This window comes from Virgibacillus sp. GM2-2 (assembly GCF_055329585.1).
The window spans coordinates 1-22,694 of sequence record NZ_JBUZWC010000019.1 but is presented as its reverse complement, the minus strand read 5'-3'; the positions used below and the strand labels follow the sequence as shown (position 1 = coordinate 22,694).

The window sequence follows — 22,694 nt, the reverse complement described above, 5'->3', positions numbered from 1 at the left end:
TAACTCCCCCCAGTTAATAAGACATCCTTTTTATCTCTGTAACTTAAGGGATGAACACCATTATTCATCCCCAACATGATTTCTAACCTTCTTTTAAACCCTTATTCGGTAACACACGTACGGCAATTTCCGCCGGTAAAATTGAACCGAGTATTCCTACTACCATTGGCACAACACTAGTAGCAACAAGTATCCAAATATAATCTTGCGGCAATTGTTGATACATAAACCAAATTAAACCGATTGCAAGCACCACTCCAAGAATACCTGCAACAACTCCAGTCCATAAACCTTCTAATATAACAAGCCTTCGGACGTTGCCATTACGCCATCCTGTAGCTTTTAGTAGTGCAACTTCTGGTTTTCGTTCCACTATGTTTTGCCACATGATTTCAGCAGTAGTTAAAATCGCAATAACAAGTGCAATTCCCATCGCAATATAATGAGAACTTTCTATTTGTAGTGCTGCATACTGCCCTAACCAAGTCGTATACAATACACCTTTTAACCGAAGTGAAACAAATAGGAAAAATGCCAGCAGCATGGTCGGAAATGCCATTGCAAAAATAGACATGATATTGCGACCAAACTTTCCGAACAGATGATTAAACGACATTCCGAACAATCCCGAAGAGCGAGATATTCTTCTTGCAGTTCGTCGTATTTCACCTGTTTTCATTGTTTCGTATGGTGATAACCGTGTTACTAAGAATGCTGGACCCACTGCTCCTAAAAGGTATATCAGCAATCCGAGTAAACCAACTATTACAAGTTTAAACAACGAAAAACTGTCAGGGTTCTGATAAAAGTAAATGCCTTCAATTGTCCAAGCAACAACTGCTACAAACACACCAACAAATAACGATTCTACAAAAATCATTCGTCTGAGCTGGGATGGTTTCCAGCCTACAGCTAGCAATATGGCAAACTCTTTTCGCCTTGCTAAGAAGGATACGAGATTGGTAGCAAAGACATACGCTAATGCTACTAGCATGACACTTGCAATTACACCCGAAAACCCAACTTTTGTTTCTTGGAAAATGGTATAAGATGCCCCCAAGTGAATCCACGGCATTTGTACCCATCCAAGTTCAGGTAGTTCCCCTGATTTTGGTATGTGTAATAACGTTGGTTGTGGTGATGATCCTAAAGTTATATCTGTGATTAAACCTGTTTTATCTTCAATTTCTTCTGCTACTTCTTCTAGCTTTTGTTGACTTTCTTCAGATAATTCCTCAACACCAGCAACCTTTACCCTTATGGATGATATTGGCTTATCCCCTAGTATTTGGGATGCAGCTTCGATTGTTGTTAACATCGTTGGTGGTTCTAATAAAAATCCTCCTGGACTACCTTTCGGATTAACGGTGACTGGTGGATTAACAGGATTTCCCTCACTGTCTATAACAAGTTCAGCGCTAGGAGGTCGATACGTTTGCATTGGTAGCTTAGTTAACGGATTTTTTGCAGTTTTCAGCTTAGTAGAATCATAAACACCGATAAAATAAGGCTCTATATATCTTTTTAGGTCATAATAGTGTTCATCAGAAAAATCATTGATCATAGTTATTTCACGGTAACCATTGATTGAACTTGCATAGATATTTTTAAATTGATTCTTAAAATGGTTTGTTACTGATTTAACTTCATAAGCATAGTTCCATCTTTCCGGAAATGGACTCTTAACAGGTTCATAAGTGACCGGTCCAGTTTGAAGCGATAATGATTCACCTACTCCTGCTTCCGTTATTTCTTTTGAAGTTAAAGTTTTTCCAATTTCACTGTTAATAGCTAATGCATAGTTATCCTGGGAATTAAAAGTTACTTCATTTACTCTTTCACCTTCAAATGAATCAAGGTACTCAATAACGTCACCTTTCTCCATCTTTTTCTTCAATTTTTCTTTTTGTTCCTCAGAAAGTTTGAATCGCTCAATTACAAAATTATAAGTGGTATCACTATATATGTTGCTATTTAATAATACAGGCATAGTCGTATGTTGCTGTTCTGGAATAGGATATTTATCATCTTTTTCCGCTTCAGAATAGGTGGTGCTAACTTGATCATTTTTTGAGAAATAACGACTTTGGCCTTTATTTATCACAGCCTGTTTAAGACCCACCAATTTTTTCTCTTCATTTGGATCAATTCCAGCCAAAAGCATAGTACCACTCAGACCGAATTTACCGACACCACTAAGTGGTTGAGCATATATGTTACCATCATTATGCGTAAACTTATTGGAAAAATAAAGGCTACGTGTATAACTATCTGTGCGGTAACCGTTATTTTCATTTTTAATAAATATACTCCTATATATGTAGTCTGATGAAAGTTCTTGCAATTCTTTAGGCGCATGTTTAACAAAATAAGACGAATAACCAATTACGGCAAGAGGGGCAGCAACATTTACATCACCAATCCCTTTAATCGTACTCCATTGTTCAAGACTTATTCCTCCAGATAAACCACTTAAATAATTTGGAGATAATAAATCCTCACTTTCTGTTACACCACGACTCCCTGGAGGACGAACTAATATATGATATTGTGCCTCCCAGTTCTTCCGTAACGTATCAACAATTGTACCTTTACTTGTTTCTGATAAACCCAGCATGTAACTTAATCCAGAACTGATTATCAATGCCCCAATTATTAACAAAATTAATCGCTCTTTGTGCCGCCACCAACTCCTCCATATTAATCGCATCACACTAATCTCCCCCTTGGTTAAACGTAATAAAATTTGTTTGAAAATTACCTTTTATAATATTATACTTTTAACAAATAATATTACTAATTATACTTTATGTTATATGTACAAATTAAATAGAGCATGAACAATTATCTAAAAGCCTGTTCATGCTCTGCTCTCCTATGCTAAACTAACAATCGCAATGTCCAACGTAGTCCCTAGTCGAACATTCAAAAGAAGCCGAATCAGCAACTTCGACACGGTAATGAGAACCAGTGCCACGTATATCGCATCTGTCATAATCGCATCGATATTCAATATGTGTCGAGGTACACACTGGTACATATTGTTCGCCTGAAGCCATTTATATCACCTCCTTAAAATACGTATTAGTTTTTCATAACATTTTATTTATACCGATAACTTTCCTGTAATGCTCCCTATATTTTTTAACAAATCATTTATACTTTTAATTGCCTCTTGTCTCATTATTATTCCTTCTTTATTTATTAAAACAAAGTAAGGTACATACTCGACTTCAAAAAATTGAATCAATCTAAGATCTTCAATTAAACTTAGTTCGTGGTTATCCTTATATTCTTCCATTTTAGAAATTACGTTATCTCCTACAACAAACAAATTATTCTTAGAAGAATTAAGATCAATTACCCTTTGAAAGTCTTGAGTAATGCCTTCACAGACAGAACAAGATGATTTTAAGAAAATTAATATAGAGTCATTCTTAGAGTGGTGATTGAAAAGAATTTTTTCACCTTTATGATTGGTTGTCTTGAATACTGGGGATTTTTCACCAATCCTTAGGCTTTTTTTCGGTTGAACCCTTCCGTTAATAACTCTAAATCTAGCTAAGAACTCTGATACGGTCTTTGTTAATTTGTACATAAATATTAACTGTACAATTAATATTATCCAGATTAATATACTTGAAACTAAGAATAAATTATTCATGTAATCAACCCCATTTACTAGTTTAATAATTTGAAAACATTTGACTTCAATTCCATTAATTTTGAGCTAATTATATAAAAGAGTGTTATTATTACTGAAAAAGAGTAGATTAATAGAACCTTTGTTGAAATATAGGATCCAGGGTTTAAAGTAAAATTATCAATGTTTACTAGGATTTTTGGTGACAAGTATTGTTCCAGTAAAATAAAAATAATAATTATGTTGCGAAAAACAAGTACCCAAGAAATTTTGAAGTCCCCTGCGATCCCACCACATCCACATGATATAGATGTTTTTCCTCTTAGCAGATTAACTGAGATAGCAACACTGTAAAGAATCATTAAAAATATAGATGCTAGATATGCAACTTCAAGTAAGAAACCAGTTAAAAGGAACAGTCCGACTGCAAACTCTATTATTAATCCAATCCATCCAAATGGCCTGACAATTTTATTTGGTAATATCTCATAATCTTTTATTAGTATAAAATGTTTCTCCACATTTTTTAATTTGGAAATGCTAGTACTTAAAAAAAGTATAGCTATAATCACTCGTAAGAATAACGAAAATTCATCCATTACTAATCACCTCTTTGTAAGCTTTTACTTACCCATACATTTCATGTTGTCTTTGATACATTTCACTATATTCTCTGCAATTATTGATTAATTCATTATGTGTACCAACATTTACGATTCGTCCATTTTTCATAATAATTATTTTATCAGCCAACTTTGCGGTAGACATTCTATGAGAAATATATATAACAGTTTTGTTTTTCGTTTTCTCCGCAAATTCGCTGTAAAATTTATACTCACTAATTGGATCAAAAGAGGCTGTTGGTTCATCAAAGACTATTACTTGTGAATCGCGAATTAATGCTCTTGCAAGGGCTATTTTTTGCCACTGTCCACCAGATAATTCTTCACCATCGCCCAACACCTTTCCTAGCCTTGTTTCATAGCCTTTGTTAAAGGTACTAACAAAATCATCGACTCCATTGTTTTTGGCGATTTCTTTTGTTAAATTTTTATCATTTATGGTTTCCACGTTACCAAATGCAATATTTTCATGTACAGAATAATTATATTTAACATAATCTTGGAAGAGGGCAGTTATATTCCTGCGTAAATCATACAATTCGAAGTTATTGAGGTTGGTACCCTCTATTAATATTTCTCCCTCGCTTACTTGATATAGACCTAAGAGACATTTAACAAGTGTAGTCTTTCCTGAACCGTTCTCACCTACTATTGCAACTTTTTCTTTCGGAGCTATTGAAAAACTAATATTATTTAATGATTTTCTGTCGGTACCAAAATATGAAAAAGAAACATTTTTAAAGGAAATTCCTTTATTTGAAATTACAGGGAATTTTCGATCGTTATGTAATTCTTTTTTAACTTCACCCTCTGATTCCTGGAAATCAATAAAATCGAAATAGTCTTGAATGTACAACTTCATAGAATATATATTTGCTATATTGATTGAGATGCTCGACACACTGCTTTGCACGCTTTTTACTGCTTGTGGAATGGCGACAAAACTTCCAATCTTTAATGAGTGATTTAATAATAATTTAATTACTATAACGTATGCTAGACCATAACAAATAACAGTAAATGTCTGCAAAAATATTTTATAATACTGATTTCTTTTATTAAGTTGTAATTTTTCATAATTATTTGATTTAAAAATAGACTTCCACTTTTCAAATAGGTATTCATGTAAAGAAAAAGTTCTGATTTCCTTAACAGAATCTTTGTCTTGGAGTAGACTTGTCAAGTAATCTAATTCGCGCATATGGGAAGTTTGTTTTTTCATTAAATTAAAGTTCTTCTTACCAAAGCTTGTATGAACTGCCAACACTGGAATTGCAGTTAATAGACCTAAAATCGCTATGCCATAGTGAATCGACCAAAGAAAAGCGAAGGTAGTAACAACAGTAATAATTCCTGCTAAAATTGATAAAAAATTCAAATAAGGTGTCAGCATTGTTTTACCTATATTATTAGTTCTAATTCGTTTCAAATGGTTATAAAAGTCTGGGGAATCAAAAAGATTATATGTCACTTTCTTTATTTTCCCGAAGATCTTTGATTGAACAAAATAATCTAGTTCGATTTCAGCTTTTAATTTTAAAAATTCCATAAATATATTTAAGACCGATGGAACAAACATTAAAATTAGCTGTATAGACAATAGCAAGATTATTTCCTTAAGATCTATTTGTTTGCTTTGTATGGATACCGATATTAGGTTTACCAATCTGGTTGTAACAATGAGGCCAACTAATGGTTGTATCCCCTCAATTACCTTTATAAATGCTGAAATGATAACAAATGTTTTTGATCCATTCCAAATATATTTGAATGCATCAATAAAATTATTCATAATCCCAATCCTCGGTTTAAAATTTGTAAAAATACGTTTTATGTATGATATGTTTGGGGCAAGAACTGACTTATTTAAGTCAGTTTGCTCACCCAAAAATATTCTGGTTTTTATTAATGCTTAATTACCCACAATCGCAGTGCCCAACGTAATCCCTACTAGAGCACTCATATCCTGTTCCACTATCAACTTCCACTCGATATGTAGAACCTGAGTTGTCATAGCAATCATAATCACAACGGTACTCATAACGAGTAAAGGTACAAACTGGAGCAAATTTTTCATCTTTTGCCATAGATATTCCTCCTTTAGTAATATTTTTTATATTTAATAGCTATACACTCTTCTATAAAGAGTGATAAGCTAATAAACAGAGTTGTTAGCGCTTTCAAATTAATGAACACCTTGCTCTATAAGTTGTCCTTTTTCTGATTGTACGTTTTCCTTATTTTTATCAAGATACTTCCTTATAATTCCACTTGTATACTCAATGTGGTCTATAATCACAGCATTGGAGTCTAAAACGACATATGTCGGGAAACCACTAATTCGCAAATTACTAATAAGAGTACCTGTGGCAGATATATCACTATACTTTAAATCTTTATATTTTGACTCATTAATGACAACTTTACTGATTTCTTTATCAAACTCTATCTTCACAAACGGTTTTGACACCGAATAATTAGCATCTAGAAATTTAGTGAAGTGTTCTGGACAAAATGGACAATGCCTAGAAGAGATTACTAGTATTGTCTCTTTATTTGTAGCAACAACAGAACGTAGCTGATTAGGTATAAAATTGTTTATATTTTCTCCGATTAACGGATATGTAACTTGTTTCTGCTTTCCTGATTTTACATTTGGTAAATACTCAATTTCTTCTTTAAGATTATGGAACTGTGTATTAAACAGTATAAAGGTAATTACGACAAGTAAAATGAAAAATAGATTTAATACTAGAATCATAGGATCAACCCTCAATGTAATTTTTTGTTAGATAATTCCTTTTCACATATAATGACAATTTACGTTATTAAAAGGTTCCCAAAATACTAAATATTTATTTTAGACACTTTTTCTTTTAATTTCTTTTTAGATCTATATAGTCGGGATTTTACTGTTCCAGCGCTAATTTCAAGCAGTTCTGCAATTTCATTTATTTTCAATCCATCAAAATACATTAACTGTATTACCTTTCTATATTGTGGTTCCAATTCTTGGATTTTACTTAATATAAATTCTTGAGTTGCTGCCGTTTCAACCTTAGTTTCAATTGGAGAATCTTGAACAGTACAAACATTAAGCAATTCATCGGATGTTGTTAATTCACACCATCTTTTTCTCTTTCTCAAGGAATTAATAGCGGTAGTTCGAACTATCCTAAATATCCACGCTTCTGTTTTATTTATATCCTTTACCGTATTACTGTACTTTTGAACCTTTACGTATGCATCTTGAACGATATCCTCTGCCAAATTAGAATCTCTTGTTATTCTTAGTGCTGTGTAATATAATTTTTTATAAGTTTCTAGGAATACTTTTTCACAGTTTGTGCTACAATCCATTATTGAAACCCCTTTCAATTTATGAGAAACATTAATGTACTAAACAAGCTGGAAAAACAAATCCCCTATTACCCTTTTTAAAACAAACAGCACCGAAGATTAGCTGATTCCATTCAGTACTCTCCGATGCTGTTTGTTTTATATTCTCTTTTATGTAACATAATTGTAACATTTATGTAATTGGAAGGAAATAGTTATTTTAACCTATTTTTCAGATAAAATTAATAATTTGAACTATTTCGCCTATCGGAATAGTCTTTATAATAGGAGAGAATCATTTAAATTTTTCAACCGAACCCCAGAATTACAACAAGAATTAACATCTATAAACTCAAGAATTACAAATGAAAAATGGCGCAATTCCTTTTACAGAATTACGCCATTTAACACTTCCTACTTTACCTCCACCAACAACTCTTTCGAAAAATAATACAAATAAACGTTAGTCACAGGTTTTTTCCAAATCCGTTCAACTGCCTGTCGGTAAAGATCCATTTGTGTTTGATAACGTTTGATTAGTTGTTCCTTCACCTTATCGGATACTTCTTTTTCAATTGCATCCGTTTTATAATCAAGGATAATTAATCCGTCATCAGTCGGTATCAAGCAGTCAATAACCCCTTGTACAAGTACTTTTTCATCGACATTACTTTCCCATGAAGCATAGATCTCTTTTGCCGACAATGCTAAACTAAACGGCACCTCTCGATGAACTTCTTCCGAGGCAAGCATCCGCTGGCCAATCTCATTCTGCAAAAATGCTGCAATCACATTACCGTCAATGATTTCCGCTTCATCAGGTGTTAAGATTTCCTTATCTACCAATCGCTCAGCAAACGCCTCGACTTCTGGAGCGGTCCACTCTTTTGTTAACGGTAAATGCTGCATGACCGTATGCATCGCGGTGCCTTTTTCAGCAGCTGTGATGGTTTTCCCTTTTTGCATAAAAATTGGTCGTTTCACAATTGGTGCTCGTGAAGAACGAACCAACTGATCAGCACTATATTCATCCTTCTGTTCCCGTTGACGCTTGATCTCCGTTACGGTTTGTTTTGCACGCGATGATGCGGCTTGTGAATACGGATAAAGATAAGAGAGTTTAGCATCAACCTCTTTATCTAGTTCCTCGTTTCTTAGGTCCATTGGTTCCCAGTTTTGAATGTAATCCTTTAGATTCACATCCTCTTCGGTAACTACATCTTCCAGATTGGTAAGTTCACTACCATGCATTACAGCTATGTTCCAATTAGATGGATCGAGCTTCACTTCATTATTTACGACTTCATTTACATCTTCTGCTCGCAATACTTCGCTCGACTGGTGGCGGATTAATGCAGGACCGACCCAATCAAGATAGGACTTTGCCTCAATTCGTAAATGTGTTGGCATCACCCATTCTTCGTGATCAAGCACCTTTTCCCATTTCTTTTGTTTCTTTTCAAAGGAAGCCACATTACCAACCATGATTAGTTTTTCTTTAGCACGGGTTAGTGCAACATAAAGGACGCGCATTTCTTCTGCAAGTAATTCGCGCTGTTTTTCTTTTTGAAATGCATAATACAGTAAGGTTGGATACGTAATCCGCTTCACCGGATCAATATACTTACTCGCAAGCCCCAAATCCTTATGCAGTAAATAACGTTGCTTGAGATCCTGCATGTTAAATTGCTTATCCATGCCACCTAGAATGACAACTGGAAACTCGAGTCCTTTACTTTTATGAATCGTCATGATGCGAACAACGTCTTCTTGTTCACTTAAAGCCCGTGCTGCACCTAGGTCCTCGCCGCGTTCCTCCATTCGTTCAATGAACCGTAAGAACCGGAATAGTCCTCTAAACGAAGTGGTTTCATAACCACGTGCACGATCATACAACGCACGCAAATTGGCTTGCCGTTGACGTCCCCCAGGCATGCCACCGACAAAATCGTAGTACCCGGTTTCCCGGTAAATTTGCCAGATCAATTCAGATAAAGCACCCTGTCTAGAGGCAATCCGGAATGACTCCAAACGAGTTAAAAATTGTGATGCTTTTTTGGCTAAATCATTTGTATGTTGTTTACGATAAGCGAGAAGCGCATCATAATAACCATTTCGCCGATCTGCCAACCGGATAGCTGCAAGTTCCTCTTCGTTCATCCCTACTATTGGAGAACGTAACACCGAAGCTAGTGGAATATCCTGTCTTGGGTTATCGATTATTTTCAAAAAGCTAAGCATGACTTTGATTTCAATTGCTTCAAAATATCCAGTTGATAGCTCCGCATATACGGGAATACCTTGTTTTTTCAGTTCATCGACAATTGTCGATGTCCACGTCATAGAACGCATTAAAATGACAACATCGCGATATTGAAAATCTCGCTGTGTTCCTGTAGTTTTATCAAAAACCTGTAACGGTCGATTGCCGTTTTGCCCTGCCCATTTCTTGATTTTTTGCGCATAAGCTCTAGCCTCTAATTGCGCTTTTTCCAAGTCCTGAAAATTTTCATCCTCGGATTCTTCGTTCGATTCGTCATCTGTTTCTCGGTCAATGATGACTAATTCCGGCTCAGGTGAATCATATGGAAAATCTTCATACGATTTATTTGCATAGATCAATTCTGCGTCTTTATCATAGCTAATTTCACCTAGGTTCTCATCCAAAATTTGGCGGAATAAATAATTTGCACCGACTAACACATGTTCACGACTTCGGAAATTACTCGCTAAATCAATCCGCTGACCGGGGTGGTCTGTATCGTGAAATTGCTTATATTTTTGAATAAAAAGCGTTGGTTCTGCATGGCGAAATCGGTAAATACTTTGCTTCACATCGCCAACCATGAACATATTCCCTGCACCAGTACGATCACTAATTAGCTGCAAGATGGTCTCTTGCACCAAGTTTGTATCCTGGTACTCGTCCACTAAGACTTCGGTAAATTTTTGTTGAAACTGCCGAGCAACGTTTGATGGCATTGGGTTATCTGCGTTAGATGCTTCATCAACTAGCAGTGTTAAACAATGATGCTCTAAATCGGAAAAGTCAACGATTGCTTTTTCCTTCTTTTGTTCAGCAAAACGGTCACTGAATGCCTTAACGAGCTCTGTCAACTGCTTAATGACTGGCGCAAGCTCGCGCATATCCTCCACATGGCTTGCAAGATTACGCGTAAACCAGCCTTCCTTCATTTCGTTCCAACGTTTTTTATAACCTTCACGGAGTTTTTTTACCTTATCCTTCAGTTCCTCATCGCATTCCATTTTCTTTCTGGAAAATGCTTGGAACGAACTTCCAACCATAAAGGCTTGCAGTGCTTCCCACGTTTCACAATTGGAGAGTGCTTCCCGAACCATCGCAAGGTCAGCTTCTATCGCCTCCGCATAGTTATACGGACCTTCCGGATGGTTGGTAAGCTCTAGTGCCTTATTCGCTTCCGCTTCAACAGCTTCAAGCTGGCTTTTCACTTCTCGTTTAATAATCGACAACCAGGCAAGGTCACTCTCCTCGTATGTTTCGGGTACATCGTATATATCTGCCAGTTGATCAAGCCACTTCATTGGCCACGGATTCTGCATGGCAAATGTATATAAATCCAGGACGAGATTTTCCACTTCGACGTCACTTCGGTCACTAGAAAAACGATCCACTACATCGAAAAAGTGTTGCTGTTCGTCTCCTTCTTTTCCGTACCATTCTTCAAAAAGATCCGCTATAACGTCCTGTTTGATCAAGTCAATTTCCATGTCGTTCGCGATCCGAAAAGCTGGATCAATATCCAATAAATACGCGTATTGCCGTACTACATCCAAACAAAATGAGTGGAGAGTGGAGATTGATGCCCGTTGTAATAACGATAGTTGCTTTTTCAAATGGTTAGAGGCAGGATCTTGTGCCAATGCCTTTTCTAGTGCTAGCCCAACACGGTTTCGCATTTCTTGTGCCGCTGCATTGGTGAATGTCACAACGAGAAGCGTGTCGATGTCGACTGGCTTTTCCTTGTTAATTAACTTTTGAATAATTCGTTCGACAAGCACAGCGGTTTTACCAGAACCAGCCGCTGCGGCAACAAGCATATCACTTCCTGCTGTATAGATAGCTTGCTCTTGTTCCTTTGTCCAATTAACCATTATTCTCCCCCTCTCCGTTGCGAAGTTTTGCTAAGATAGCTTCTTCCTTGAAATCCTGTAGCTTACGATAATTGTTTTCCTCCAATATTGGATCAAATTGACAAACGGATCGGAAGTCGCAAAATGTGCATGCGATGTTTTGACTATGTTGGTACGGATTGAGATGAACCCCACCATTCGTCATATCAATACCCGCCTGACTAATCAATTGATGGACATGCTTTTGCAAACCTGCAAATGTCTCGTTGTCAGCAATTTTGGAGTGATTATAAAATCCACCGTTCTTCTTCACGCCTGCTGGTACAATTTGACTCGAACCAGATTCAAGCGACTGATCCATAAGCTTTACAATATCTTCGCTCGATAATAACAAGCCTTGCATCTTATATTTCTTCAAAATTTCTTTCTCAATTTCGTCATCTGGCATGCGTTGTTTACCAGAGATCATTGGGTTGTGGACATGGAAATAGAGTACGCCCGCTGGTGTCGCTTTTTTACCCAACCATTGTTCCGACTGTGACAACACAACATCCAGGTATGTTAGCATTTGCAACGCTAACCCATAATAAACCTCTACTAGATTTAACCCTTTTGCACTAGATTTATAGTCTATGATTCGCAAAAACAAATCCTCTTGGTTCAACGCTTGGTCCACACGGTCAATTCTTCCTCTTAGCATCAGTTCAAAGCCATTTGAAAGAGGCAGCGTAATTGGCGACAACGTTTGGTTCGGACCAAATCCAAGCTCTAAACCCACTGGTGAAAACGCGCTTTGCCGTGCCTGTTCACTCAAAATAAAGCTTGCACGTGCAATCACTTCTTGTAATTTTTGTTGAATATATTTATATCGATTCGAGCTATGCAAGATTTGATGCTGCAAAATTGGTGCTAGATTCGTAACCGCTCGGTGGGCGTAGCCATCCGTATCTCGTTTCGATAACTCGGCAAAATTTCTACCTTCCGCTTGCACCCATTCGGTAATTTTCTTCAAAGCTTCATGGAAAAGCTGACCAATATCTGGAGCGTCAAGCTTATATGTTTTACGGTCATCGAGTCCTAGACTGTACTTGGCAAAATGCTGGTACGAGCATCGATAATACATTTCGAGTCTTGAAACACTCGCCTTCACTTGCTTCGGATACAGTTCGTTTATTGTTTCAGTCGATAGATTCACCGGTTTATTTTGATAATACAAGCTTTGTAAGGTCATATAGCTTGTACTATATTTTTCGTGGTTTTTAATATACCAATTCAACACATGCCACCAAATCGGCTTCAGCGGATAGCCTTTTCGATTCCGCGCTAATTGTGACGTTAACGCTGATCGGGTTTTGATTGGTGTCGTGATGAATCGTTCGGCATGGAATAATTCATCCGGGTCCTGCAATAGGACGTGTTCACAGCAATATGGGAAAAGATCCTCGACACGCTTAATCATTTGCGAAGGCATTTTTGCTTTACCTTCTTCGTCACTCAAAGGATAGCTGATCCATAATCGATCCTTCGGCGATGTAAAGGCGATATACATGTAAAACCAGTCATCGAGTAGCTTGCGTGTACTACTTTCTGCTAGTTGGAGCCCTTGTCCAGATAATAGTTCCCTTTCCTGCTCGTTGATCATACCATCCGCTTGTGGCTTCATCGGCCAGATGCCATCGTTCACCCCTAATAAAAAGGTACACTTAATCCCGCTAATTCTGGAACGATCAATCGTACCAACTGTCACGTGGTCCATGCTCGGTGGTACGTGGGCAAATTTTAACGAATCAAATCCTGCATCTAATGTGGAACGAAATATGGCTAAGGTAATCTTCTCATCTCCAGCAATTTCAACCATTTCATCGAGCAACTGGATCACAGCATTCCACACCTGATCCTGTTCCCTGCCTTTTTCCAACTGTCCAGACTCGTCAAATTGCGTGCGCATCGCTTCTAGCCGTTGTGGTACACGAAGTCCTTCTAACCAGGTATAAATGACTGTACAGCGATCGTGGATGGTTTCGCATTCACGTATATCCTCATCAAAAGCTTGTACTGCTTTTACTACCTGCTTTCGATAGGCGTTAATCCGTTTTTGCATCCCTTTTTCTTTATCGGTTTGTGCAAGGTTATCGAACCCGCGGAACCGTTGAAAAATCCATTCCTTTTCCCCAAACCAACGCTCACGTGAGCGGATACCATATTCCAACACATAATTCTCTAATTCATCAATGGCATCGTTTGTAAGTGGATATTCTTCGTCTGAAGCCGGAATAAACCCTGTTTTTAACATACGAAAGATCGTGTCATAGCGCCAATTACTGTCCACCGTTTCAAGTGCTGACCGAATAAACTCAATCAACGAATGATTCAGCATCGTTCTTTTTTCATCAATAAATACAGGAATATCATAGTCCCCGAAAATCGTTGCAATAAGATCGTGGTACACATCCGTTTGTCGGATAAAAACCGCCAAATCATTGTAGCGATAGCCTTCTTCACGCACTAAGCGAACAATTTCCTGGGCCGCCCCTTCAACCTCTGCACGTGGATGAACCGACTCGGCAATCATGATCGGAATTTCACCGCGATAAACAGGTGCTGGACGCTTATCAAACTGTTGCTCCAAATGAGCAAAATAGGCTCGATCCTTGAATTTACCGTTAGCCGGGTCAAGTATCGTGGGCTCATCTACCGAAATACCATTCTCTTTTGCGATTGCTGTTATCACATGGTACGTCTCCGTAGTCTGATAAAACAGATCGAGCTCGGACAGTTCCGATTCCTCCACACGATCAGCAGTTAACGTGATGGTGATCGAAGCACATTTCTTCATCAATGCTTCCAACACTTGAAGCTCTTTCGGTGTAAAACGATGAAAACCATCCAAGTAGATTTCCGCATTTTCTAGAAACGTAGCTTCCGAGATTTTTTCAGCTAATAGCTGTAGCTGATCCTCGCTATCGACATACTTCCCCTGTAACGCATAGACAAGCTCCTGGTAGATGTAGTGTAAATCTTCTAGCTTTTTGGTTAACGCCTCCTCACCACGTTCTTTATGTACGAACTGATTGAGATGCTCAATTTGCATTTGCAATACTTCAGGCGTTACCTGATAACGTTTGAATTCCGTAATCACATTCTCTAGCTGTTCCAAAAAACCGTGCTTCTCTAATGCCTTCTGGAAAATTTTCCAATCCGAATCCTTTTCCTCAATGATCTTACGGAGAATCATTTGGATACCGAGCGAACTGATAAATTGACGTGTTCCTCCACCAGTTTCTTGTAACACACGCCAAGCAAGTCGAGAAAAACTAACCACTTGTGCGCGAATGCTTCCTTCGATACCTTCCTGCTGGAATAATTCATATTCCTGCTGGAAAGTCATTTGATCGGGAACAATATAAAAAATGGGCGGTCCCTGTGGATCATCAATTAATTTGTCTTTGATCTCGTCGATGACTCGACCACTTTTACCCGTACCGGATCGTCCTAATATGAACCGTAATCCCATGTGAATTCTCCTCTCAGCTTTAACATCAAAATCGGCTATGTAGAGGGTTGCCGTACAACGCCGAGACTTACTGATTTATGATTTTAAACCATTTTAGAATGCAAAGTAATGAAATTACTTATTTTCTGCCGGATCGGTACGCCTCATGCGGACTCAGGATCTGTTATTCGGCTAAATCTCGTGATATTATCGATTTAACGGACAGAGGATTCGCTAATAGACGATTTCATAGGTGATTTATTGCTTTTTTCATGCAATAGCGTATCTGGAGTCCGATAGCATGTTAAAAATAGTGTTTTCTGAGCAAATAGCGAATCCTCTGTCCGATAACTGCGCACGCATCCCTAAGTAACACCGCACACTTCTAAAAATAAAAGCTCTACCTTTATTTTATCAAAGGCAGAGCTTTTATAATAGCTATTTGTCGAGTCCCATTTCTGTTTGCGTAATCGGCCAATAGGTTATGTCAACCTTACCAACCAGTTGTTCTTTCGAGATAAACCCAAACGATCGGCTGTCCAAGCTATCTGGTCTATTATCTCCCATTACAAAAAGTTTTCCGTCTGGAACTGTTGTTCTTCCAGTAACTTCTTCTAGTGTAAAATCTTTCGTGTATGGCCTTACATCACTTTTCTTTTTTAACTCATGTAAAAAATCTTCTTTTACATATTTTCCGTTTACGTAAAGTTTATCATTTTTATACTCTATGGTATCGCCTGGAAGGCCGATGACTCGCTTCACATAATCTGCTTCCTTATTTTTGTGAAAAACAATCACATCTAATCGTTCAACATCCTGCAAATCATATGCCACTTTGTTCACCATCATCAAGTTACCGTCATGTAACGTTGGTTCCATTGACTCACCATCAACTACGTAACTCGTAAACAGATATGATTTAAATAGTAACGCGATGACGATAGCAAAAAATGCTACTGGTAGCAAGCGTCGATAATTTATTTGTTTCATACGTTTCACTCCAAGGTTTAATTTACCTTAAACTATACCCGAAGTGAATTGTATTTAATCCTCATTTGATGCTTGTTCACGCGCTTCTTTTTCCAACGTTTTCTTTTGTATTCGTTTTTCAACATATTTTCCAATCAACCAAAAAGCTGTAATACATATTGCTACAACAATGGTTTTCGTTGGATTTTGCGCAAAGGACGCGATACTTGCTCCAACGTATGCCATCGTAAAAATCATTACTGATTTCCCTAGCAAAACAGCTAGTACAAATTGTTGGATGCTTATTTTTGATAAACCAGCTACAACATTAATAATAGACGATGGTGAAAATGGAAAACACATTAATAGAAATAATGGTCCGAATCCATGTTTCTCAAACCATGCTGTTACTTTTTGAACTTGCTTATTTCTTCGTATTGCTTTAAATATGCGCTTATCACCAAGCCGTCGTACGAGCAAGAACACAAATACTGCACCTACACTCGATCCCGCCCATGATAATAAGAAGCCCTCTAGTAGTCCATATGCCGCTGAATTCGCGAAGACAAATACGACTAAAGGTAGAAATGGCAAAAATGCCTCAAGGAATGGAAATAACAGACCTGGTAACGGTCCTAAGCTTTCATAATTATTTAACATGCCTTGTATAAAGTCGTCTAACTTATCCTGCTCCATTAGTAGTTTTAAGTTTTCTAAACTGAAATCCGAAAATTGCAATTGCATGTATACTGTCCCCTCGTTCCAAACAAATGCTTATCTTTCTGTATACCCTAGTCTAACTAATTTTATTGTAAAGTAAACTAACAAATCTGCATAGATAAATCAATTATCAGCTTCCATCTTTTCATTTTTATAAATTCCAAAATTTAATAGTGTATTTTTTGCTTTACCTGGCATATAATAAAAATAGAACAAATGTTCGTTTTTAAAGGGGGAGATACGATGCGCTACCTTAATGATGAGGATTTTCAGTTAGCATCACGGTTTCTGTTTCTTTCGATGGCAATAGTTGTCATTCAACAAGATATTCATCACGTCCAGAAAGGAGCTTTTAAAATAAAAGAACCCTATATCGAGCTATTAGAAAAAATGAATACTGCAGCACTCAATGAACGAAAAGAATTACGAAAAACCATGCACAATAAAAAAATTCGTGTTGTTACGCTAAATAAGAATGATTCGTTTTCGTCCTTTTTATTTCTTTGTCATGGTCGGGAAGAAAAACGCAATTACTTTAACCCCGCCATCCGGAAAAAAGTAGAAACGATCGTACAGGAACTTATGCATAAGGCTCTGCCACCATATCAGCAGCAGGACCTTGTCTCCGCAAATACTTAATCCTATTGTCAAGAATATACCTAAATTGAGCTGTGCGTTGAATTTGGTTCAGCATCGAACCATAGGAAACATCGACGATAATGGATTTGCCATTCTTAAACAAAATTTCTGTATCATGATTATCCGCCATTTTCATTTGATCGATATGAGAATGGGCAATCCAGGAGCATTTAGCGCTTGTAGGAGAAATGGTGGGGAAAAAATACATGCCGCTGCTTGGATCAATTGCAATTGGTGCTTTGTGTGTAATGTTACTAATGTCTCTAGTACCTTCCTGTCTGCCTTTTAGACTGGAGCCGAATGACTTACACGCGTAGTCAATCAGTTTGGTAGGAGAAGACTCTACAAAAAATTCTTCTTGGGTTTCTAACACACATGTAGAGTACTCCTCACTTTTTCCATAATTCGATAAAACAGCCATTGTAAATGGAGTAATTTCATATGAAGGGTAATAGTAGTTACTCAATTTTTTTCATCCTCTCAATGGTAAAAACGAAAAGAAAGAAGCTTATAACTTAATTTACCAAATTTTTAGGAATAAGTAACTAAAAAAATACATTTTTTTTAGAAAAATTCGACATTCGCCTCGTCCTTAATAGCGGATGCCGAAGTTTTTCCTTATAAGGTTTACCATAATTTATAATTTCTGACGTTATGAAAAAAATATCTTATCCTTGAAGGTTGTCATTTTGTGGAGAAATTTCTTCATCAGATTGCTGAAGTTCCCCTACATCGGTTGTCACATTTTCCGGAGCATGAAATTCTGGATTTAAAATGGTGTATGTCGGTATTTCCTCTCTCTTCTTCTTCATTAATTAGTCCTCCTTTTTCTCACATCAGCTTCAACACCCATTGCCAAAATGCGGTTATGGCTTCTATTTCATTAAACAGGCGCTTCCGCTTTTGATACTTATTGTGCCTGAAATAAGAGACCTTCATACTATATGAAGAAAAAATCATGCAGTCCAATACCTGCATGATTTACTAATACTATTCACTTTTCTCTTTGGAACGAAGGTTTTTCCGGAGTATTTTTCCAGTTGTATTTTTCGGCAACTCATCAAGAAATTCAATTTCTTTCGGCACTTTGTATTTTGCTAAATGGCCAGTACAAAATTCAATAAGGACATCCTCACGTAAGCTTGGATCATTACACACAACGAAAGCAATAACAGCTTCACCTGTATTCGAGTCGGGATTACCGATTACTGCTACCTCAGAAACACTTGGATGTGAATAAAGTACCTCTTCAACCTCTCTTGGGTAGACATTATAACCACCGACAATAATCATATCCTTCTTCCGATCAACGATATAGAAATATCCCTCATCGTCCATCCGAGCCATGTCCCCAGTATACAACCAGCCATCTTTTAAAGCTGCAGCTGTTTCCTCTGGCATCTTGTAATAACCTTTCATCACATTAGGACCTTTAACGATTAATTCACCGACTTCTCCTACAGGAACTTCTTCGCCAAATTCATCGACAACTTTATTTTCAACGTTTACAATGTTCGTGCCAATTGAACCAGGTTTCCTCGGACGATCTAGCGGATTGAAGCAGGTAACTGGAGCAGCTTCTGATAAACCATAGCCTTCTGATACCTTAACTTGAAATGCCTGCTCAAACTGTTTTAATAATGCAACCGGCATCGACGCACCACCACTAATACATAAGCGAATACCGGAGAAATCGGATTCGTGACCAGAAATAGTTTGTAATAAATAGTTATACATCGTTGGTACTCCAGCAAACACAGATGCCTTTTGCTCCTTAGCAATGCGGAACACCTCTTGCGGAGAAAAGGACGGAACTATTAGCACGGTACCACCATTCATCAATGGAGCATTCAATGCAACAGTTAAACAAAAGACATGGAACATCGGTAGTGCAGCAATTACACGGTCATTACCGTTGATTTTTAAGTAATCAGCTACATCTTTTGCATTTGAAAACAAATTTTCATGGGATAACATTGCACCCTTAGGGCTTCCAGTAGTTCCTGATGTATATAAAATAATAGCTGTCTCTTGCTGATCAAGTTCTGGAGCATCAAATTCCAAGCTACCCTCAGCAATTAATTTTGAAAACGATTTCAATTTAGGTAATAATGAAAAGCCATCAAATAAAACTTCTTTTCCAGATTCACAAGAAATATAGTGTTCCACAGAAGGAAGTTGATCAGCGATTGCTTCAAACTTTTCCATCAAGACATCCATTGTAATAACCGCTTTTACATCACCATTTTGAAGTATATATGTCATTTCATGAGGAGTGTACAATGGGTTGATCGGAATAACAACTGCACCAAGTCGCAGAGCACCATATAAACCTATTACATAATATGGGCTATTACCAACTACTAATGCAATGTGATCACCTTTTTTATATCCTAAATCACGCAAACGTGACGCAAATTTTGTCACCGCACCCTCAAGCTCCATATATGTAGTTTCTTTTTCTTGAAAAACAAACGCAGTTTTATTAGGTTGTTGCCCGGCAATGCTTGTTAATTGATTACTTAAATTCACCTTCATGCCTCCCCTAGATTTATGAATGAATAGTCATTCATTTTTATGTTAAAATTCATATTTATTATAAAATACAGACAAATAAATTTCAAGTAAAACTTGTCTGACTTATCGCCACTTTAATGGCGAAAGACTTTGTCGTCACTAGGTCCATTTAGAACTATGCTGCGACAAGTCTTTCCTGGTGAAAGTTCGATAGTGGACACAGAATACCTTATTTAAGTAAAAACAAGATAAAATTACTACTTATTGACCGTATAAGGTCTCGTGTGTCCGCGAACATTCGTATTCTGCCTATTTTTGAACGAATAAGGGCCATGGTGTCCGCTTACCTAAATTTATTCGCTAGAAGCAATTATCAAGCTCTGTGGTAACTTCAAAAATTAATCAGCTCATACACTTTTTGCTCATTAAAAAAGCCGGATAAACATGTAAGCATGCTTAACCGACGTTAAATTAATAAATTAAGTTAATAAATTCTTCTTTTGAAATCTTGCCTAGATAATGTGGAATATCGACACCTTCTAATGCCTCATCGATTGCTTTTCGTTCGTGTCTTACACCAATCAATTTATTTTCAATTTCCTCAACGTTACCCAAACCAAAGAAATCGCCATAGATTTTACAGTTTTCAATGATTCCTTTTTTAACCTCTAAACGTACATCAACTAGTCCAGAATCAAATTTATGAGAAACCTGCGTATTGAACTTTGGTGATTTACCATAATTCCAATCCCAATTTTGATAACGTTCTTTAGAGATTTGATGTACATTTTCCCAGTCTTTATCTGTTAACTCATAACGTGGTACATCTTTTACATCCTCGACATCGAAAATATAACGTAAAATGAGATCCTTGAATTCAGCCATTTCGATCTTTTCTTCAAGAAATTCGGAAATGTTCGCTACACGACTTCGGATGGATTTGATTCCTTTTGATTCGATCTTCTCTTTTTTTACATTTAGTGCGGAAACTACGTGTTCGATTTCGGAATCAAACATTAAGGTACCATGGCTAAACATGCGTCCCTTTGTAGAGAATTGTGCATTTCCTGAAATTTTACGACCATCTGCAACTAAATCGTTACGTCCTTTCAATTCTGCTGGAACACCAAGCTTGTTTAACGCTTCAACAACAGGCTTCGTGAACTTTGCAAAATTGTGGAAGCTTTCCCCATCATCTTTCGTGATAAAACTAAAGTTTAGATTGCCTTCATCATGATAGACTGCTCCCCCTCCTGAAAGACGACGAACAACCTTAATTCCATTGCTGTCAACGTACTCTGTGTTTATTTCTTCGACTGTATTTTGGTTTCTACCAATGATAATCGATGGTCGATTAATGTAGAACAATAAATATGTATCTTTTTCACCAAAGTTTTGTAATACATACTCCTCCAAAGCGAGGTTAATACTTGGATCTGTTATTCCTTTATTATCAATAAATTTCATGTCGAAAATACCTCCCGTTTGTTTCTTTCTATCGTTAATTGTAATGGAAAAGTCCTATCTGTTCAAAGGTTAACTCCTATTTTTCTCCCATACTAACCCTGTTGTTGCTAGTTGAATTTTACCAGGATAATATTTTTTTGCTTCTTTAATTAAATCTGCTGTATCACCATATTGTGGAAGGTGACTCAATAACAACTCGCCTACGTTTCCATCGTTTGCAATGGTCGCACCTTCTTTACTGTTCATGTGTCCCGCTGCACTGCCATCTTGATTTTCGTGAAAATTACAGTCTGTGATTAACAAGTCTGCATCTTTCGCAAAGGTAACCCAATCCGTTTTGTACGATGTATCTGCAGTGTAAACAACAATGTCCTGACCATCTGTTATTCGCATACCAAAACAAGGTACTGGGTGGTTGGTACGATGAAAGCTTATGTTAAACGGACCAACTTTTAAATCATTGTTTGGATCGTATGGGATTCCCTCTGTGCATTCATGTGTCAACGATTTAAACTTTTCCATGTCCTCTTGATGACCATAGATTGGCAGAATTTCTTTTTCCTCGCGAAGATAGGAATGGACAAGCCAAGCATACTGAAGCACACCAATATCAGCAATATGATCATGATGGTAATGTGACAATATAACAGCATCTATCTCCATAACATGCTTGTAGTTTTGTACAGTAGATAATGCCCCACTCCCCATATCTACTACTAACGAAAATCCATCTTTTTCGAATAAATACGATGATGTGGCTCCGCCTTTTGCGGGAAATCCACCCCAAAAACCAATTACTGTACATTTCATTAGATAAACACCTCTTTTTATAAATTGTTGTAACACACTATTGACTGTTTGCATACTGTTATAATACAATACACTTATCAACTTAAAGGAGGATACACATGAAAAATGTCATTGAGTTTTTTAGAACATTACCAAAGAAAAAGTGTCACCAATGCGGAAATGACATGAATGAAAAAGCAGATTGCTATGGTAATTTATGTGACGAATGTGATCATCCAGCTAGATAATTATGAAACGTATTAGCAACGAACCCTTTAGTATCGTTTTCTTGGTAAAGTGCGAACTAGTGAAAATTCACGTTAGGGGAACAGCAACGTTGATTTCCGCTGCGGGCAGTCGCTTTCCGCGGGCGGCTGGTGAG

Annotated in this window: 18 protein-coding genes; 2 read left to right on the top strand and 16 right to left on the bottom strand. The window is 37.2% G+C overall.

All coding sequences use genetic code 11. The features are described from left to right. Window positions 1-82: 82 nt before the first annotated feature. The 11 genes from ACY9Z2_RS16850 to ACY9Z2_RS16800 all read right to left on the bottom strand — a co-directional run bounded on the left by ACY9Z2_RS16850 (window position 83) and on the right by ACY9Z2_RS16800 (window position 16,924). Window positions 83-2,710 (bottom strand): ABC transporter permease, encoded by a 2,628-nt coding sequence (locus tag ACY9Z2_RS16850; protein WP_463610876.1) that lies wholly within the window; start codon window positions 2,708-2,710, stop codon window positions 83-85. Window positions 2,711-3,106: 396 nt separating this feature from the next. After that, window positions 3,107-3,664 carry a peroxiredoxin family protein gene (locus ACY9Z2_RS16845; RefSeq protein WP_463610833.1) on the bottom strand — a complete coding sequence of 186 codons (558 nt, stop codon included), beginning with the start codon at window positions 3,662-3,664 and terminating at the stop codon, window positions 3,107-3,109. 17 nt (window positions 3,665-3,681) lie between these two features. Next, on the bottom strand, window positions 3,682-4,242 hold the full coding sequence (locus ACY9Z2_RS16840; protein WP_463610832.1) for a MauE/DoxX family redox-associated membrane protein: 561 nt from the start codon (window positions 4,240-4,242) through the stop codon (window positions 3,682-3,684). A gap of 28 nt (window positions 4,243-4,270) precedes the next feature. Then, a complete protein-coding gene (locus ACY9Z2_RS16835; protein ID WP_463610831.1) occupies window positions 4,271-6,154 on the bottom strand; it encodes an ABC transporter ATP-binding protein in 1,884 nt (627 codons plus the stop codon). A 28-nt stretch (window positions 6,155-6,182) separates the two neighbouring features. Further along, window positions 6,183-6,353, bottom strand: coding sequence for a hypothetical protein (locus ACY9Z2_RS16830; protein ID WP_463610830.1), 171 nt, complete (start codon window positions 6,351-6,353; stop codon window positions 6,183-6,185). 98 nt (window positions 6,354-6,451) lie between these two features. Beyond that, window positions 6,452-7,027 (bottom strand): thioredoxin fold domain-containing protein, encoded by a 576-nt coding sequence (locus tag ACY9Z2_RS16825; protein ID WP_463610829.1) that lies wholly within the window; start codon window positions 7,025-7,027, stop codon window positions 6,452-6,454. An 86-nt stretch (window positions 7,028-7,113) separates the two neighbouring features. Then, a complete protein-coding gene (locus ACY9Z2_RS16820) occupies window positions 7,114-7,626 on the bottom strand; it encodes an RNA polymerase sigma factor (protein WP_463610828.1) in 513 nt (170 codons plus the stop codon). 393 nt (window positions 7,627-8,019) lie between these two features. Further along, window positions 8,020-11,739 carry a helicase-exonuclease AddAB subunit AddA gene (gene addA, locus ACY9Z2_RS16815; RefSeq protein ID WP_463610827.1) on the bottom strand — a complete coding sequence of 1,240 codons (3,720 nt, stop codon included), beginning with the start codon at window positions 11,737-11,739 and terminating at the stop codon, window positions 8,020-8,022. Beyond that, window positions 11,732-15,232, bottom strand: coding sequence for a helicase-exonuclease AddAB subunit AddB (addB, locus tag ACY9Z2_RS16810; protein ID WP_463610826.1), 3,501 nt, complete (start codon window positions 15,230-15,232; stop codon window positions 11,732-11,734). The genes addA and addB overlap by 8 nt, the downstream gene beginning before the upstream one ends. Window positions 15,233-15,649: 417 nt before the next feature. Continuing rightward, window positions 15,650-16,201: a signal peptidase I gene (lepB, locus tag ACY9Z2_RS16805; protein ID WP_463610825.1), complete on the bottom strand. Its 552-nt coding sequence runs from the start codon at window positions 16,199-16,201 to the stop codon at window positions 15,650-15,652. Window positions 16,202-16,255: 54 nt separating this feature from the next. After that, window positions 16,256-16,924 (bottom strand): TVP38/TMEM64 family protein, encoded by a 669-nt coding sequence (locus tag ACY9Z2_RS16800; protein WP_463610824.1) that lies wholly within the window; start codon window positions 16,922-16,924, stop codon window positions 16,256-16,258. 219 nt (window positions 16,925-17,143) lie between these two features. Here ACY9Z2_RS16800 and ACY9Z2_RS16795 point away from each other — a divergent pair, with 219 nt between their 5' ends. Next, window positions 17,144-17,539: a YhjD family protein gene (locus ACY9Z2_RS16795; RefSeq protein ID WP_463610823.1), complete on the top strand. Its 396-nt coding sequence runs from the start codon at window positions 17,144-17,146 to the stop codon at window positions 17,537-17,539. Here ACY9Z2_RS16795 and ACY9Z2_RS16790 read toward each other — a convergent pair. The 5 genes from ACY9Z2_RS16790 to ACY9Z2_RS16770 form a co-directional block, all read right to left on the bottom strand. Continuing rightward, a complete protein-coding gene (locus ACY9Z2_RS16790; RefSeq protein ID WP_463610822.1) occupies window positions 17,481-18,005 on the bottom strand; it encodes a competence protein ComK in 525 nt (174 codons plus the stop codon). The genes ACY9Z2_RS16795 and ACY9Z2_RS16790 overlap by 59 nt on opposite strands. Before the next feature lie 202 nt (window positions 18,006-18,207). Next, the gene (locus tag ACY9Z2_RS16785; protein WP_463610821.1) at window positions 18,208-18,351 is read right to left on the bottom strand and encodes a hypothetical protein; all 144 of its coding nucleotides are present in this window, start codon (window positions 18,349-18,351) and stop codon (window positions 18,208-18,210) included. Window positions 18,352-18,529: 178 nt separating this feature from the next. Further along, entirely contained in the window at window positions 18,530-20,071 is a 1,542-nt protein-coding gene (locus ACY9Z2_RS16780) for a fatty acid--CoA ligase family protein (protein WP_463610820.1), read from the bottom strand. Between the two features lie 456 nt (window positions 20,072-20,527). Next, a complete protein-coding gene (gene lplA, locus ACY9Z2_RS16775; RefSeq protein ID WP_463610819.1) occupies window positions 20,528-21,523 on the bottom strand; it encodes a lipoate--protein ligase in 996 nt (331 codons plus the stop codon). 69 nt (window positions 21,524-21,592) lie between these two features. Further along, window positions 21,593-22,333: an MBL fold metallo-hydrolase gene (locus ACY9Z2_RS16770; protein WP_463610818.1), complete on the bottom strand. Its 741-nt coding sequence runs from the start codon at window positions 22,331-22,333 to the stop codon at window positions 21,593-21,595. 98 nt (window positions 22,334-22,431) lie between these two features. Here ACY9Z2_RS16770 and yhfH point away from each other — a divergent pair, with 98 nt between their 5' ends. Continuing rightward, on the top strand, window positions 22,432-22,560 hold the full coding sequence (gene yhfH, locus ACY9Z2_RS16765; RefSeq protein ID WP_463610817.1) for a protein YhfH: 129 nt from the start codon (window positions 22,432-22,434) through the stop codon (window positions 22,558-22,560). Window positions 22,561-22,694: the final 134 nt, after the last annotated feature.